Origin of the sequence: Psychrobacter sp. NC44, from assembly GCF_904846655.1 — a bacterium.
Classification (GTDB): Bacteria; Pseudomonadota; Gammaproteobacteria; order Pseudomonadales; family Moraxellaceae; genus Psychrobacter.
Window position 1 is genome coordinate 19,233 of the sequence record NZ_CAJHBN010000006.1, and the last position, 15,290, is coordinate 34,522.

Genomic DNA, 15,290 nt, shown 5'->3' on the forward strand with positions numbered 1-15,290 from the left:
GTTTACTAAGCCTATTCACTTAGTTTTGCTCAGCCATATAATCCGTAAAGAAACTGGGTACAAACCTGACGATGACACTGGTACCTGCGGGTACATTATTAGAGATGATCAAATCACCGCCTAATTTATAGGCACGCTCTTTCATAATCATTAGACCATGATGCTGGGTCTGATTGACAGTCCCTGATATGCCGATGCCGTCATCATTGACCATCATCGCTACATAATTACTTTCATCATCATAAACCAAATCGATAGTGACGCTGTTAGCGTGGGCATGGCGACTGATATTCGACAGCGCCTCCCTTATAACTTGAATGAGATGCACTTGTTCGGTTGCCGTTAGATTCAAGGATAGGATTTGATTGTTGACCTTTATGTCAAACTGTCCTTTTACAGCAAACTCATCAGCCGCCTCATACAAAGCTTCATCAAAATTGCCGCTATCAATCGTCAAGCGAAAAGTCGTCAATAAGTCTCGCAGCTCATGATAAGCAGAGTTCAGACCCATTTTTATTTGACTGATATGCTGCCCAACTTTGATTTGACTTTGCTCATCAAATACCACCAGCCCACTGTCTTTATCAGTAGACAGTTGCAGATGTTTTTCGAGCACGCTGACTTGTATTTTTAGATAAGACAATGACTGTGCTAAAGAGTCATGCAACTCCCTAGCAATGGTCGAGCGCTCTTCAAGTAGAATAAGCTGATGGTCTTGCTGTCTTTGTCTGCGTAGGGATAAGGCGGTGCTGACGAGATTGGTCAGCACAACAATCAATTCATTGTTTTTAGCAATTAAGTAACTACTATCCACCTCTACTACTTTGATGCGTGTTGAATCTTCCTCGCTTTTTTTCTTATCTTCTGCATAAGCTTTATTGGTCATTAAGACAGATTTTGGTCTTACCTTTAACTCACCAAATTCTATATCTTGATGAATAATCGGAAACGTTTTGGTATAAACGTCTTCTTTAATAGAGCAGCTGTCACAAGTGAGTTTGGTACATAGCTCCTTCATCCTATCATCGTGCAGGGCTATAGAGTTTTTATTGGTTAGAATATTGCTTTGGATACACAGCGTAAAATCTAAATATGGGAATATACACCCAAAGCCAGTAATCAATTCATCAAGCCGGTGTAAGCTCACAGGGCTACTGGTCAACTGCTTTGAGAAATCATAAAACAATGATAAGGCTTGGTTGGCTTTTACCAGATGCTGAGTCTTTGTCTGTACCTCACTCTCAAGTGAACGCTGATACCTCTCAATGGTACTGGCCATACCGTTAAAAGAATTGCCAAGCGCTTCAAATTCTCTATAACCGCTGATAGACACTCTCGTATCATATTTGCCTTCTTTAAACGCCCGATTGGCTTTAATGAGTTGTTGAATAGGCGTTAGCACTGAGTTCTGTAACCTTTGTACGCCTATCAGCATAATAATCATGCTCAGTATCAGTGATAGTATTTGTAGGTTTTGCTGCCATGTCTGACGCTGCTCATTTCTATCCTGTAACGCGCCAACAAAACGATTAACATCGTCAATATACTTGGTTGAATCACTATAAAAACCTTGCTTGTCTTGTGCCAATAATGATGGTTTTAAATCACGAAACCATTGTGATTTTATCTGGCTCCATTGCTCACTGATCGCCTTATCTCTGTTGGCACTGGTCAGTTGATACGCTTGTAATTTGTTGAGACGACTCTCCATGTCTTCAACCAGTATGTCTATTTTTTCAGACTCGCTTTTATTGGAGAAATCCAGTCTGTCTTGCTTTTCTACCTGCGGCGCATTGTCACTATCTAAGCCATCTTGTTTGATATTTAGGCTTGAGCTAAAGGGATGGTTATCCGCAAAGTCAGTCGCTAACTGAAAGCTAATGCGATACGTTGCCATGCGTATCGATCCTGCGGTATTAATCGCCTCAGCATCAGACTTTGCGACCCAAGCGAGCGCACCGCTGCCTATCGCTGACATCAAAAACAAAGTAGCGATGATCGTAATAGCAATCCAAGTATGAAGGAACAAAGACTGCCGTCGTAGATTAGACATGATTAATAGCGCTCCCATCAGATACTTTCTGCACAAAAGATTTGAGATCTTAAAATTGAACGTCGCAAAGGCAAAAAATACACAGCATAAAAAATACTACAGCGCACTTAGCAGTCCATCGACAAGCAAAATTTTAGTGATAAACCTGCTCGCAATATACCCCTTTTAGTCATCAGTATACCACTATGTATGAATACTCTTCATCGGGATAACACAGTACCGTGAGTTATCATTTTTTGAAAGAGCAAGTAATTCATAGCGCTCATAAGCCAGTACGGCGGCTCTTTGTTATCAACAATAACAGGAGTAAGCGCTACGGTTTACTGTAAGTTTAGACAGCCATTTGATGATAAAAAATACTGAACATAACTAGGCATAGCTGATACTAAGTGAGGAATAACATGGGCAATAATTACAACTTCAAAGGTGGTAAGCTCATCACTGACTGGCGACCTGAAGTAGAAGAATTTTGGGAAGGAGGCGGCAAAAAAGTCGCGCGTAGAAATTTATGGATATCCATTCCATCGTTGCTATTGGCATTTGCAGTATGGATGGTATGGAGTGCCGTCATCGTCCGTCTGCCAGAGATTGGTTTTGATTTTGATGATGGGCAGTTGTTTTGGCTCGCCGCGCTGCCCGGACTATCAGGGGCAACGCTGCGAATTTTTTATTCTTTTATGGTGCCTATCTTTGGTGGGCGACGTTGGACAGCGATATCTACCTTATCCCTGTTAATTCCAGCATTATGGATGGGCTTTGCGGTTCAGAACCCTGATACGCCATTTATGATATTTGCCATCATTGCCCTACTTTGTGGCTTCGGTGGTGGTAACTTTGCCTCCTCCATGTCCAATATCTCATTCTTCTTTCCAAAAGCAGAACAGGGCACTGCTCTTGGGCTAAACGCGGGTTTGGGTAACCTTGGCGTGTCGGTGATGCAGTTCGTTGTACCGATGATTATATTAGTAGCAGCCTTTGGTAGCTTAGGCGGCGACCCACAAGTCTCTGCAAGTGGTCAGCTGTTTTATCTACAAAATGCAGGCTTTATTTGGGTACCCTTTATTCTGCTATTTTCAGCACTGGCATGGTTTGGCATGAACGATATTGCTACTGCTAAAGCTTCCTTTAAAGACCAATCCGTTATCTTTAAACGCAAACATAACTGGATCATGTGTATCCTATATATGGCGACCTTTGGCTCGTTCATTGGCTTTTCAGCCGCGTTTCCGATGCTGATTAAAAACTCATTTCCCGCCATTGATGCACTTAAGTTTGCCTTCTTGGGTCCTTTAGTTGGTGCGCTATTTCGCCCCTTAGGTGGCTGGATATCTGACAAAACCAGTGGCGCAAAAGTGACTTTTTGGAACTATATCGTGATGGTATTGGCGGTATTGGCGGTGATGTATTTCCTGCCTAGCGAGACTCATGAGGGCAGCTTTGTCGGATACTTCATCTCCTTTATGGTGCTATTTATTACCACAGGTATCGGTAACGGCTCTACCTTTACCATGATTCCCGTTATCTTCAGAACCTTTCATGAACGCCTTGAACCTCAAAAAGCAGGTACAGAGGACTTGTTTGTCGAAATACGTAAAGAATCAGCAGCAGTGGTTGGCTTCACGTCAGCGATAGCGGCCTATGGCGCATTCTTTGTCCCAAAAATGTTTGGTTCAGGACTGGGTGTTGATGGTACTTTTATCGCTTTAATTGTCTTTTATGTTCTCTGTATTGTGTTGACATGGTGGTATTACAGTCGCCCTAATGCTGAGATTCCTTGCTAAAGTAGCCTTGTATAAATCATCCTCTAAAAACAGATTTTTAAATTAAAAACATCGCTCTTTATAGTGCTACTTGCCAGCGTAAGTAGCACTTTTTTTATTTTTACCAATCCATATTTTGCTTATAAATAAGCCCAACTCATAAATACTTAACGATTTTTTAAGCAAATTTTATCATTTACCGCTACTACTAAGGTGGTAGTGCTCTGCTCATGTTAGCGGATAGCAAGAGGGCGATGGCTTACTTAAAATAATACCATCGAAAAACATTTACAGCTTGGGCAAAGGGTTGTTTTTACCACGCCATTCAGCTTTAGATACCCCATAGGCAATAATACAGAGGATAGCGAAATGAGCCATTTACTCGACCAATTCCGTTTTTTTAAACGTAAAAAGGGCGAATTCTCCGATGGGCATGGTGAGACGCGCGATGAGTCTCGTGACTGGGAAAATGTGTATCGTAGCCGTTGGCAGTATGACAAAGTCGTGCGTTCAACGCATGGGGTCAACTGTACCGGCTCTTGCTCATGGAAAATTTACGTAAAAAACGGCTTGGTCACGTGGGAGACGCAGCAAACTGACTATCCTGAAACCCGTCCAGACTTACCAAACCACGAACCGCGTGGCTGTCCTCGTGGCGCAAGTTATAGCTGGTACATGTATTCAGCGAACCGTGTGAAATATCCAAAGGTACGTAAACCGCTTCTAAAATTATGGCGTGAAGCCAAAGCGCAGTATCCTGATCCTGTCGATGCGTGGGGCAACATTGTCCAAGACCCTATCAAAGCAGAACAGTATAAATCCAAGCGCGGTTTGGGCGGTTTTATTCGCTCAACGTGGGCAGAAGTCAATGAAATTATCGCCGCTAGTAATGTCTATACCGCCAAAACTTTTGGTCCTGACCGTATCGTTGGTTTCTCTCCGATTCCTGCGATGTCGATGGTCAGTTACGCCGCCGGTAGTCGCTATTTATCACTTATCGGCGGTGTTTGCTTGTCATTCTATGACTGGTATTGTGACTTGCCACCAGCGTCGCCAATGGTTTGGGGCGAGCAAACCGACGTGCCAGAATCAGCCGATTGGTATAACTCTGATTATATTATTGCCTGGGGTTCAAACGTCCCGCAAACACGTACACCAGACGCGCATTTCTTTACCGAAGTTCGTTATAAAGGCACTAAGACCGTCTCTATTACCCCCGACTATGCGGAAGTTTCTAAACTTACTGACTTATGGCTCAATCCTAAACAAGGTACTGACGCAGCGGTTGCGCAAGCATTCTGTCATGTGATTATCAAAGAGTTTTATCTTAAGCAGCCAAGTGATTATTTCTTAGATTACGCCAAGCGCTACACTGACTTACCTGTCCTCGTCATGCTAGAAGGTGAAGAAGGCGCGCGCCATGCAGGTCGCTATCTGCGTGCTTCTGACTTAATTGATAATTTAGGTCAAGAAAACAATCCAGAATGGAAAACCATCGGTCTAAATAGTAATGGCGAGCTGGTTTCCCCACTCGGCTCTATCGGTTATCGTTGGGGCGAAAAAGGCAAATGGAATCTTGAGCAAAAGAATGGTACGACAGGCGCAGATATTGACCTCACACTGACGTTAAAAGATAGCAATGAGACCTGCATAGTCGGCTTTGATTACTTTGGTCATGTGTCACACCCACACTTCACCTCTGTACCGGGCGAAGCAATACAGCAAAAAACTGTCCCTTGTAAAACCATTACCCTTGCCGATGGCAGCACCGCTATCGTTGCGACCGTCTTTGATCTAACCGTTGCCAACTTGGGCGTGGATAATGGTGTTGGCGGCGAACACGTCACCGACGACTATGACGATGCAAGCGTACCGGGCACACCTGCTTGGCAAGAAGTCATCACCGGTTTGAGCCGTGAGCGCGTCATTCAAGTCGCGCGTGAATTCGCTGAAAATGCCCATAAGACTCATGGTAAATCGATGATTATCATCGGCGCGGGTATGAACCACTGGTATCACCTAGACATGAACTATCGCGGCGTGATTAACATGCTGATGCTTTGCGGTTGTATCGGTAAATCTGGCGGCGGCTGGGCACATTATGTTGGTCAAGAAAAACTGCGCCCTCAAACGGGTTGGTTGCCATTGGCCTTTGCGCTTGATTGGCATCGTCCACCGCGTCATATGAACGGCACGAGCTTCTTTTACAATCACAGCTCACAGTGGCGTCACGAAACCATTTCTGCCCATGAGATACTCTCGCCTCTCGTCGATAAAAAGTTCTTCCCTGAGCATATGCTTGATTACAACATTCAAGCAGAGCGTGCAGGCTGGTTGCCTTCAGCGCCGCAATTAAACCGCAATCCACTGACCATCGCTGCCAAAGCCAAGGAAAGCGGCAAAGGCGTGGAAGAGTATGTTGTCGATTCTCTCGAAGATGGCAGCTTACGCTTTGCTTGTGAATCACCTGATAACCCAGCCAACTTCCCTCGCAACATGTTTATCTGGCGCTCAAACCTATTGGGCTCATCAGGCAAAGGTCATGAATATATGCTGCATTATTTCTTGGGCACCAAAAACGGCTTGCTCAATAAAGAAAATGCAGAAGGTCACCTGCAACCAAAAGAAGTCGATTGGGTAGAAAAAGGCCCAACTGGTAAATTAGACTTGGTTGTCACATTAGACTTCCGTATGTCTTCTACCTGTTTGTATTCTGACATCGTGCTACCGACTGCAACTTGGTACGAAAAAGATGACATGAATACCTCAGACATGCATCCATTCATTCACCCATTAACCGCCGCAACCGACCCTGCGTGGGAATCTAAGACCGATTGGGAAATTTATAAAGGCATTGCCAAGAGCTTCTCTGAAGTATCAAAAGGTCATTTAGGTGTTGAAACTGACGTTGTCACCTTGCCAATGCAACATGACACCCCGGGTGAATTAGCACAGCCATTTGGTGGCACTGACTGGAAAACGGCTGGCGAAAAACCTGTACCGGGTAAAAACTGCCCAATGATTAAAGTGGTTGAGCGTGACTATCCGAGCACTTATAAAAAGTTCACTTCTATGGGTCCTGCCTTAGAAAAACTGGGCAATGGCTCAAAAGGCTTGAATTGGGACATGAAAACCGAGGTCAAACAGCTGGGGGATTTAAACCACCGCGTGACTGAAACGGGTATCTCTGAAGGCAGACCACGCCTCGATACAGCCATCAATGCTTCTGAGATGATTTTGATGCTCGCGCCTGAGACCAATGGTCATGTCGCCGTAAAAGGATGGAGCGCGCTCTCTGAATTTACTGGTCGCGACCATACTCATCTTGCCAAATCTAGCGAGCACGAAAAAATCCGCTTTAAAGACATCGTCGCACAGCCGCGTAAAATCATCTCAAGCCCGACATGGTCAGGTATTGAGTCAGATCAGGTCAGTTATAACGCGGGTTATACCAACGTCCATGAGCTGATTCCATGGCGTACGATTACTGGTCGTCAGCAGTTTTATCAAGACCATCCTTGGATGCAGGCGTTTGGTGAGCAAATGCAGCAGTATCGTCCACCTATCGATACCAAGACCACTGAGCTGCTCAAAGACGCTAAACCAAATGGCAATAAAGAGATTGTACTGAACTTCTTAACACCGCACCAAAAATGGGGCATCCACAGTACCTACTCTGAAAACTTGCTGATGCTGACCCTAAGTCGCGGTGGACCTTGTGTCTGGATGTCAGAAGTCGATGCGCAAAAAGCCGGCATCGTCGATAACGATTGGATTGAGCTGTTCAATGCCAATGGGGCAATCACTGCCCGTGCTATCGTTAGCCAGCGGGTCAAAGAAGGCATGACCATGATGTATCACGCCCAAGAAAAACTGGTCAATATTCCCGGTTCTGAGCAAACAGGCACGCGCGGCGGTATCCATAATTCGGTCACTCGGACGATTTTGAAACCGACGCATATGATTGGCAGCTATGCCCAGCAGTCTTATGGCTTTAACTATTATGGCACCGTCGGTTGTAACCGTGATGAATTTGTCGTGATTCGTAAAATGTCAAAAATCGACTGGCTAGAAGACAAACCCGATAACGAATTGCCACGTCCGTTACCAACCAGCATTGAAGGGTAAAGCTGTTTCTTCTATCGAAAAAATATCCTGATTTCAGGATATCTAGGAAGAACATAAAGTTGCTTTTTTACTATTATTTGGAGCACAGATCCATGAAAATTCGTTCGCAAGTCGGCATGGTGCTTAACCTTGATAAATGTATCGGTTGTCACACCTGCTCAGTCACCTGTAAAAACGTCTGGACCAGCCGTGAAGGTATGGAGTATGCGTGGTTTAACAACGTTGAATCAAAACCCGGTATCGGCTACCCCAAAGAGTGGGAAAACCAAACCAAATGGAAAGGCGGTTGGATACGCAATGCCAATGGCACTATCAATCCGCGTATCGGCGGTAAGTTCAGAGTACTCGCCAATATCTTTGCTAACCCTGACCTGCCAGAGATTGATGACTATTACGAGCCGTTTGATTTCGATTATCAGCATCTACATACCGCCCCTATCAGCAACCATCAACCTATCGCCCGCCCGCGCTCAGCCATCACTGGCAAGCGTATGCAAAAGATTGAATGGGGTCCTAACTGGGAAGAAATCCTCGGCTCAGAGTTTGAAGAACGTCGCAAAGATAAGAACTTTGACAACATTCAAGCGGAGATTTATGGCGAGTACGAAAACACCTTTATGATGTATTTGCCACGTCTGTGCGAGCATTGCTTGAACCCTACTTGTGTGGCGTCATGCCCAAGTGGCGCGATTTATAAGCGTGAAGAAGACGGCATTGTCTTGATTGACCAAGAAAAATGTCGCGGCTGGCGCATGTGTATCTCAGGCTGCCCGTATAAAAAGATTTACTACAACTGGAAGTCGGGGAAATCTGAAAAATGCATCTTCTGTTATCCCCGTATTGAAGCCGGCTTGCCAACCGTTTGTTCAGAAACCTGTGTTGGTCGTATCCGCTACTTGGGCGTACTGCTTTATGACGCGGACAAAATCGCTGAAGCAGCAAGCACACCTAACGAGCAAGACCTTTATCAAGCACAGCTAGACGTATTTTTAGATCCAAACGACCCTGCTGTTATCGCTCAAGCATTAAAAGACGGTGTACCGCAATCGGTCATTGATTCAGCCCAGCGCTCACCAGTTTATAAACTAGCGATGGATTGGAAACTTGCGCTACCGCTACACCCTGAATACCGCACGCTACCGATGGTTTGGTATGTACCGCCATTATCACCGATTCAAAATGCTGCTGAAGCAGGCAAAGTCGGTATGGATGGCTTGATTCCAGATGTCGACAGTTTACGTATTCCACTGCGCTATTTAGCAAACATGCTTACCGCAGGCGATGAAGAGCCAGTTCGTCTAGCATTGAAGCGCCTACTTGCTATGCGTAGCTACAAGCGTATGCAATTGGTTGAAAAACAAGAAGTCCAAAGTATCTTGGATGATGTGGGTTTGACCAAGCTGCAAGTGGAAGAGATGTACCGCTACTTGGCTATCGCCAACTACGAAGATCGCTTTGTGATTCCAACGGCGCATCGTGAAGAAGCATTGAGTGACGCATTCGCTGAGCGTAATGGTTGCGGATTCACCTTTGGCGAAGGCTGTTCAGGACATTCGGACAATAGCATGTTTGGACAACGCAAAACCAATCGCCGCGATTTTATCGATACTGTCCAAAAGTGGGAGTCATAAGATGCAAACTACTCAACTTAATAACAGCACTTCAGTGCATGAGCCAATTACCCAACCAACCATCGGCCATTCAGACTTAAAACTACTCAAGGTACTCAGTCTACTTATCGATTATCCAAGTAATGAGCTGTTTCTCGGCGATACGCTTGCCGATTGCACAGAGATTGTCGCCAAATCAACACTGATTAGCCCAGAAGTACGTGCGCAAATCATCGACTTGATTGAAGATTTAATCGATACCGGCTCTCTTGAGGCGCAAGCGCGTTATGACGGTCTGTTTGAGCGTGGTCGTTCTTTATCATTGTGGTTGTTTGAGCATGTACATGGCGAATCGCGCGACCGTGGTCAAGCGATGGTTGATTTGATGGGTCAATATCAAGAAGCGGGCTTTGAGATTAGCGTCAAAGAGCTGCCTGATTATCTGCCTTTATATCTCGAATTTTTAGCGTATCAAGCAACCATTATTGAAGACGACATTCAAATTCGTATGGATATCGCTGATGTGAGCCATATCCTCGCTTTGCTTGCCGCCAGATTAGAGGGTCGCGGTAGCTTGTATAAAGGCTGCTTCAATGCGCTATTACAAATCGCTGGTAAACCGCTCGATATCGTTGAAGAGTATCAAGAAAAAATCAGCAAAGAGAAGCGTGATGACAGCTTTGAGGCATTAGACAAAGAATGGGAAGAAGAAGTGGTGACGTTTTTAGATGCGCAACAAGAAGAGCGTTGCTCGTCAAAAACAAGTACCCAAAATCTTGCAGCAAAAGCTGGTATAAAAAATGCCTCTGCTACAAATGCGGTCGATGCTCCAGTGCACTGGGTAGATTTTAAAACCAACCAACCGGTTAAATCATAATAAGGAGAAAGGACATGAATATCGCAGATCCTAGTGTGCAGTCTTTAGCCAACCTAAACTGGCTACAAATTTTCCTTTTTGGCGTTTATCCGTATGTGGCATTGACCATCGCTATTATTGGTACTTGGGTACGTTTTGATTTATCTCAGTATTCATGGAAGACGGGCTCGACGCAGATGCTCAGAAGCAAAAACATGCGCCTTGCCAGCAACTTATTCCACGTTGGCATTATCGTGGTGCTCCTCGGTCATTTATTTGGCATGTTGACGCCGCATTTTCTTTATGATCGCTTTATCAGCGCCGGACATAAGCAGATTTTAGCGGTGGTCGTTGGGGGTATCGCAGGGGTGTTTTGTTGGTTTGGCTTAGTCATGCTCATGTGGCGACGCTTTACCGATGACCGTATCTCAAACACCTCATCGTTCTCAGACAAGCTGGTACTGGTGCTGTTATTTATCCAGCTAAACTTGGGTCTGCTTTCCATCTTTACGTCAGTGAAGCATTTAGATGGCTATACCATGATGAATTTGGCAGGCTGGGCACAGGACATCACAATTTTAAGACCTTTGCAGGCAGCGGCGCGCATTGAGCAAACTGACTTAATTTATCAGCTGCATATGGCGCTCGGCATCACCCTGATTGCGATATTTCCGTTTACACGGCTTATTCATATCATTAGCGCACCAATTTGGTATTTCGGGCGTCGCTATCAAATTGTCAGACAAAAGAACTCTCAGTAAGGCTATAGAGCAGTATCTAAATGGAACGGCGTTTTTGACCCTATCCTCACCTAGATACTGCTCTTTACCCTACCTTTAACGATGAATCAACACGCCCTATATTTTAGAATTTCTATTACCAGAATCCTTAGTGGAGCAAAGCCATGACTGTCAGTACCTACAATCCAGCCGACCATGCGACCAACCAAAACGCTCATGTGCATAGTGGCAATCATCACAGCCATGATAATGACAATCACAGTCACAGTCACAGTCACAGTCACAGTCATGCCGATCACACCCCTACTGGTCGCGGTGATGATATTCTTAGAGTAATGCCAACCTTATCTGATTTGCAAAAACCGCATTCTGACCAAGAGTTCATCGAAAAAGCAATGGCAGAAGAGCGCAGCAACCATAAAAACCTGATTGCCTCTAGCCGTGATGAGCTGCCTTCAGTGACGGTCAATGGGGTGATGATAGATAGAACCAATATCGCCCAAGAGCTGCAATATCATCCAGCAGAAAACAAAGAAGGTGCCGTCTTTTTAGCGACACAAGCGCTGGTTGTGCGCGAATTACTCAGACTGGCGGTTTTAGATGAGCCAAGTCTTGGTGAAGCGGCGTGGGAAAACGACGAAGAGCAAGCTATCTCTACTTTAATAGACAAAAACGTTCAAGCAACGATGCCAGATATGGCAACTTGTGAGCGCTATTATAAGCAGAATATGACTGACTTTAAGACTGACCCCATTATGACCGTACGCCATATTTTATTGGCATGCCCGCCTGAAGATGGTGATGAGCGCTTAAAGCTCAAAAAGACCGCGTACGAGTTTATCGAACAAATCAAAAATAACGCCAATCCTGATGCCGAGTTTATCCAGTTAGCACGCCAGCATTCGGCTTGCCCTTCAAAAGAGCAAGGCGGCGAATTGGGTGTAATTAGCAAAGGTCAAACCGTACCAGAATTTGAAGGTGTATTGTTTAAGCTCGATAAAGGACTTGCACCAAGCCCTATCGAAAGCCGTTACGGTTTTCACATCGTTGAGGTGCTCAATAAAGAACCTGGGATACAGATGACTTATGAGCAAGTCAGCCCTGCAATCCATAATAAATTGAGCCAACAAGCCTTTCACCAATCATTATGCGACTACTTGTTTACCTTAGCGCATGAGGCTGATATCCAAGGTATCGAGATGACGCTTGAGCAAGAGAATATATTCCGCGGCTAAGCAGTCCGCTGTCGGTCACTTAATTCTTATGTTATAAAGTAGCTGCTATGGTATAAAGGTTCTTGTGATACAACACCCTTTTTATGCTATGTGTCGTTCAATATCAATAACACAGTTCAATATTAATAAAATGAGTAGACGTTTATGATTACGGTTGCAGGACTTATCTCTGAAATACAGCAGCGTATAGAAGCTTATAATACTAACGACTATCCGCTACACAAAAGAGTGGTCGAAAGCTACGACTTATTAGACAGCCGTCATCATATATTGGCAGAAGATATTGTCTCGCCTTTTGCCATACCAAGACAAAATCTATCGGCGATGGATGGTTATGCGATCGCTAAAGACAGCATACTCTCAGCAGACAGCACGATTGATATCGTGGGTGAATCACAAGCAGGCAGTCCTTATAGTAGCGACATTTCAGCAGGACAAGGGGTGCGTATTTTTACCGGTGCGGTCGTTCCTGACAGCTGTGATACGGTCATTATGCAAGAAAACACCAACTTTGCCGCCATAAAAGACAGCATTGATAAATCACAGCCTTATGCTATTACCCTCAGTCAAGACGCTAAACCTGATGACAATATCCGCAAGCAAGGCGAAGAGATTGAAACTGGCGAAGCGGTTTTATTAACAGGTAAGCGCTTAAATCCTGCTGATATCAGTTTACTGGCTAATTTAGGCTTTGATAAAATAAAGGTATATCAACCTTTAATCGTTGGGGTACTGGCAACGGGTGATGAACTGGTGGCGATAGGCAATGAGCTGACCAGCTTGGCGCAAATCTATAACTCCAACACCCCTACTTTGAAAAGCTTACTCGCTGATTTGCCTATCACTATTCGTGATTATGGCATCATTGCTGATGATTTAGACAAAACAATTGCTGCCGTAACCCAAGCGATGCAAGAGTGCGACGTGCTTATCTCTACGGCTGGCGTATCGGTTGGCGATTATGATTTTTTAACCACCGTCATTGAGCAGCTTGGGCAAATTAATCATTATAAAGTCGCCATGAAACCCGGTAAGCCGTTTGTCTTTGGCGAGCTGACTAAAGATCTTGCCAAGCCCGTGCTATATTTTGGCTTACCCGGCAATCCGCTATCGACCATCGTTGGTAGCCTACAATTTGTGATCCCAGCCTTGTGGCAAATGGCAGGCGCTGCGCCACAAGAGCGACCCATGCAGTTAAGCCTAACCGCAACGCTTAAAAACGATATTAAAAAATCAGCAGGACGGATGGATTTCCAAAGAGGAATTGTGTCGCAGAATGACGCTGGCGAATTTCATGTTGAGAGCTTTAGCAAGCAACAATCGCACCGTATCAAACAGCTTAGCCACGCCAATTGTTTTATTGTCTTAGCACAAGATTCTGGCAATGTAGCCGCTGGTGAAACCGTAAAAGTGCAACCTTTCCCTTGGTTGCATAGCTGAATAATAGCTAAACAACATCTAAATAATTGAATCATTAATAACGGTATAGCTAAAAAGCTGCATGGCTAATCAATGGTATCAAGCGTTACACAGTTAATCATTCTTTATACTGTTGATTAGCCATGAATCATGAGAAACTGCTTGGGGCGTATGTTGATTTTAAAAATCACAACCAAGTAGCATCTACTACTTTAGTGGTAGTTTTTGGGTCACTTACGGTGAATGGTTATTTGCGTGTAAACTGTCATAATCATACCTAAATAGAATTTCCCACTCACAACCTGAGGCAACGCCTAAAAGTACACACTATACTTAATATTAATGGTAATCATCTATGAACCATCTTGCCCCTACCGTAGGTAATGCGCAATTGTATGCGCCTGCCGCTGCACCCGTTATTTTTGGTGGTGACTCATCATCGAACGTTGCAACGAAAGCTGCTAGCACGTCGACGTATTTTCCGGTCACGCTCTCTCAACCGTTAACCGATGGTTTCGCACGACGTCTCACCTATTTGCGTCTATCGATTACTGATTTCTGTAATTTCCGCTGTGAGTATTGCCTGCCAGATGGCTATCAAGGCAAACCCCCACAAAACGAGCTTAGCGTCACTGAAATTGCCACGTTAATCCGCGGCTTTGCCGAAGTTGGCACCAAAAAAGTCAGGATTACTGGCGGTGAACCCTCTATACGCCGTGATGTGGTAGATATTATTAAAACCATCAAAAATACCGAAGGCATTGAAACGGTTGCCATGACCAGTAATGGGTATAAGCTTGGTAAGCACTTAGCTAACTGGCAAGCCGCTGGGCTGAATCAGCTTAATATCAGTATGGACAGCTTTGATGCCGCGACCTTCCATAAAATGACTGGCTTTGATATGTTGCCACAGCTCTTGGCTGATATGGATACTTTGCTTGCGACCACAGATATTAAGCTAAAGATAAACAGTATTTTAATGGCTGAGACTGCTTTTGAAAATTTGATGAATGCTATCGAATATATCAAAAACAGAGCGGTCACTTATCGCTTTATTGAATTTATGCAGACCAGTGATAATAGCGATTTATTTTTTGCGCAGCATGCACAGTCCGATATTATTACCAATTACTTATTAAAAAATGGCTGGCAAACTCATATACGTGGTAGCAACGATGGACCAGCGATAGAATACAGCCATCCAGATTATCAAGGGCGTATTGGCATGATTGCCCCTTATGCTGCTCATTTTTGTGATAGCTGCAATCGCTTACGGGTTAGCAGTCAAGGCAAAGTACATTTATGCCTATTTGACCAAGGTAATTACGATATTCGTCAGTATCTAGAGCAAGATGATGTGGCAGGACTTGTTAATATCCTCCATAGCTTTATGCCAATCAAACCTGAACATCATCATCTTCACGAATCAAACAGCGGCATGATGAATAATTTGTCGATGATTGGTGGATAAAATCAATAATTTACCAAT

The 15,290-nt window shown here is 44.5% G+C and carries 9 protein-coding genes; 8 read left to right on the forward strand and 1 reads right to left on the reverse strand.

Translation table 11 applies throughout. The annotated features are described in order from the left end of the window. Positions 1-19 precede the first annotated feature (19 nt). A complete protein-coding gene (locus JMX95_RS06005) occupies positions 20-2,053 on the reverse strand; it encodes a histidine kinase (RefSeq protein ID WP_226950221.1) in 2,034 nt (677 codons plus the stop codon). Positions 2,054-2,454: 401 nt separating this feature from the next. Between JMX95_RS06005 and JMX95_RS06010 the strand changes: the two genes are divergently transcribed. The 8 genes from JMX95_RS06010 to moaA all read left to right on the forward strand — a co-directional run bounded on the left by JMX95_RS06010 (position 2,455) and on the right by moaA (position 15,272). Beyond that, positions 2,455-3,834, forward strand: a complete 1,380-nt coding sequence (locus JMX95_RS06010; protein WP_201560300.1) for a NarK family nitrate/nitrite MFS transporter — start codon at positions 2,455-2,457, stop codon at positions 3,832-3,834. A gap of 348 nt (positions 3,835-4,182) precedes the next feature. Continuing rightward, complete coding sequence (locus JMX95_RS06015; protein WP_201560301.1) at positions 4,183-7,941, forward strand: nitrate reductase subunit alpha; 3,759 nt, start codon at positions 4,183-4,185, stop codon at positions 7,939-7,941. A gap of 92 nt (positions 7,942-8,033) precedes the next feature. Further along, complete coding sequence (gene narH, locus JMX95_RS06020) at positions 8,034-9,572, forward strand: nitrate reductase subunit beta (protein ID WP_201560302.1); 1,539 nt, start codon at positions 8,034-8,036, stop codon at positions 9,570-9,572. Between the two features lies 1 nt (position 9,573). Next, a complete protein-coding gene (narJ, locus tag JMX95_RS06025; RefSeq protein WP_193008696.1) occupies positions 9,574-10,428 on the forward strand; it encodes a nitrate reductase molybdenum cofactor assembly chaperone in 855 nt (284 codons plus the stop codon). A gap of 14 nt (positions 10,429-10,442) precedes the next feature. After that, a complete protein-coding gene (gene narI / locus JMX95_RS06030) occupies positions 10,443-11,168 on the forward strand; it encodes a respiratory nitrate reductase subunit gamma (RefSeq protein ID WP_045447153.1) in 726 nt (241 codons plus the stop codon). Positions 11,169-11,482: 314 nt separating this feature from the next. Further along, complete coding sequence (locus JMX95_RS06035) at positions 11,483-12,382, forward strand: peptidylprolyl isomerase (RefSeq protein WP_413469113.1); 900 nt, start codon at positions 11,483-11,485, stop codon at positions 12,380-12,382. A 144-nt stretch (positions 12,383-12,526) separates the two neighbouring features. Continuing rightward, positions 12,527-13,822 carry a gephyrin-like molybdotransferase Glp gene (glp, locus tag JMX95_RS06040; RefSeq protein ID WP_201560304.1) on the forward strand — a complete coding sequence of 432 codons (1,296 nt, stop codon included), beginning with the start codon at positions 12,527-12,529 and terminating at the stop codon, positions 13,820-13,822. Positions 13,823-14,156: 334 nt separating this feature from the next. Beyond that, positions 14,157-15,272 carry a GTP 3',8-cyclase MoaA gene (moaA, locus tag JMX95_RS06045; RefSeq protein WP_201560305.1) on the forward strand — a complete coding sequence of 372 codons (1,116 nt, stop codon included), beginning with the start codon at positions 14,157-14,159 and terminating at the stop codon, positions 15,270-15,272. Positions 15,273-15,290: the final 18 nt, after the last annotated feature.

What these genes read in the sequence shown, in the direction of transcription:
- JMX95_RS06005 (WP_226950221.1), bottom strand. Translation starts at nt 2,053, where the DNA reads ATGTCTAATCTACGACGGCAGTCTTTGTTCCTTCATACTTGGATTGCT.
- JMX95_RS06010 (WP_201560300.1), top strand. Translation starts at nt 2,455, where the DNA reads ATGGGCAATAATTACAACTTCAAAGGTGGTAAGCTCATCACTGACTGG.
- JMX95_RS06015 (WP_201560301.1), top strand. Translation starts at nt 4,183, where the DNA reads ATGAGCCATTTACTCGACCAATTCCGTTTTTTTAAACGTAAAAAGGGC.
- narH (WP_201560302.1), top strand. Translation starts at nt 8,034, where the DNA reads ATGAAAATTCGTTCGCAAGTCGGCATGGTGCTTAACCTTGATAAATGT.
- narJ (WP_193008696.1), top strand. Translation starts at nt 9,574, where the DNA reads ATGCAAACTACTCAACTTAATAACAGCACTTCAGTGCATGAGCCAATT.
- narI (WP_045447153.1), top strand. Translation starts at nt 10,443, where the DNA reads ATGAATATCGCAGATCCTAGTGTGCAGTCTTTAGCCAACCTAAACTGG.
- JMX95_RS06035 (WP_413469113.1), top strand. Translation starts at nt 11,483, where the DNA reads ATGCCAACCTTATCTGATTTGCAAAAACCGCATTCTGACCAAGAGTTC.
- glp (WP_201560304.1), top strand. Translation starts at nt 12,527, where the DNA reads ATGATTACGGTTGCAGGACTTATCTCTGAAATACAGCAGCGTATAGAA.
- moaA (WP_201560305.1), top strand. Translation starts at nt 14,157, where the DNA reads ATGAACCATCTTGCCCCTACCGTAGGTAATGCGCAATTGTATGCGCCT.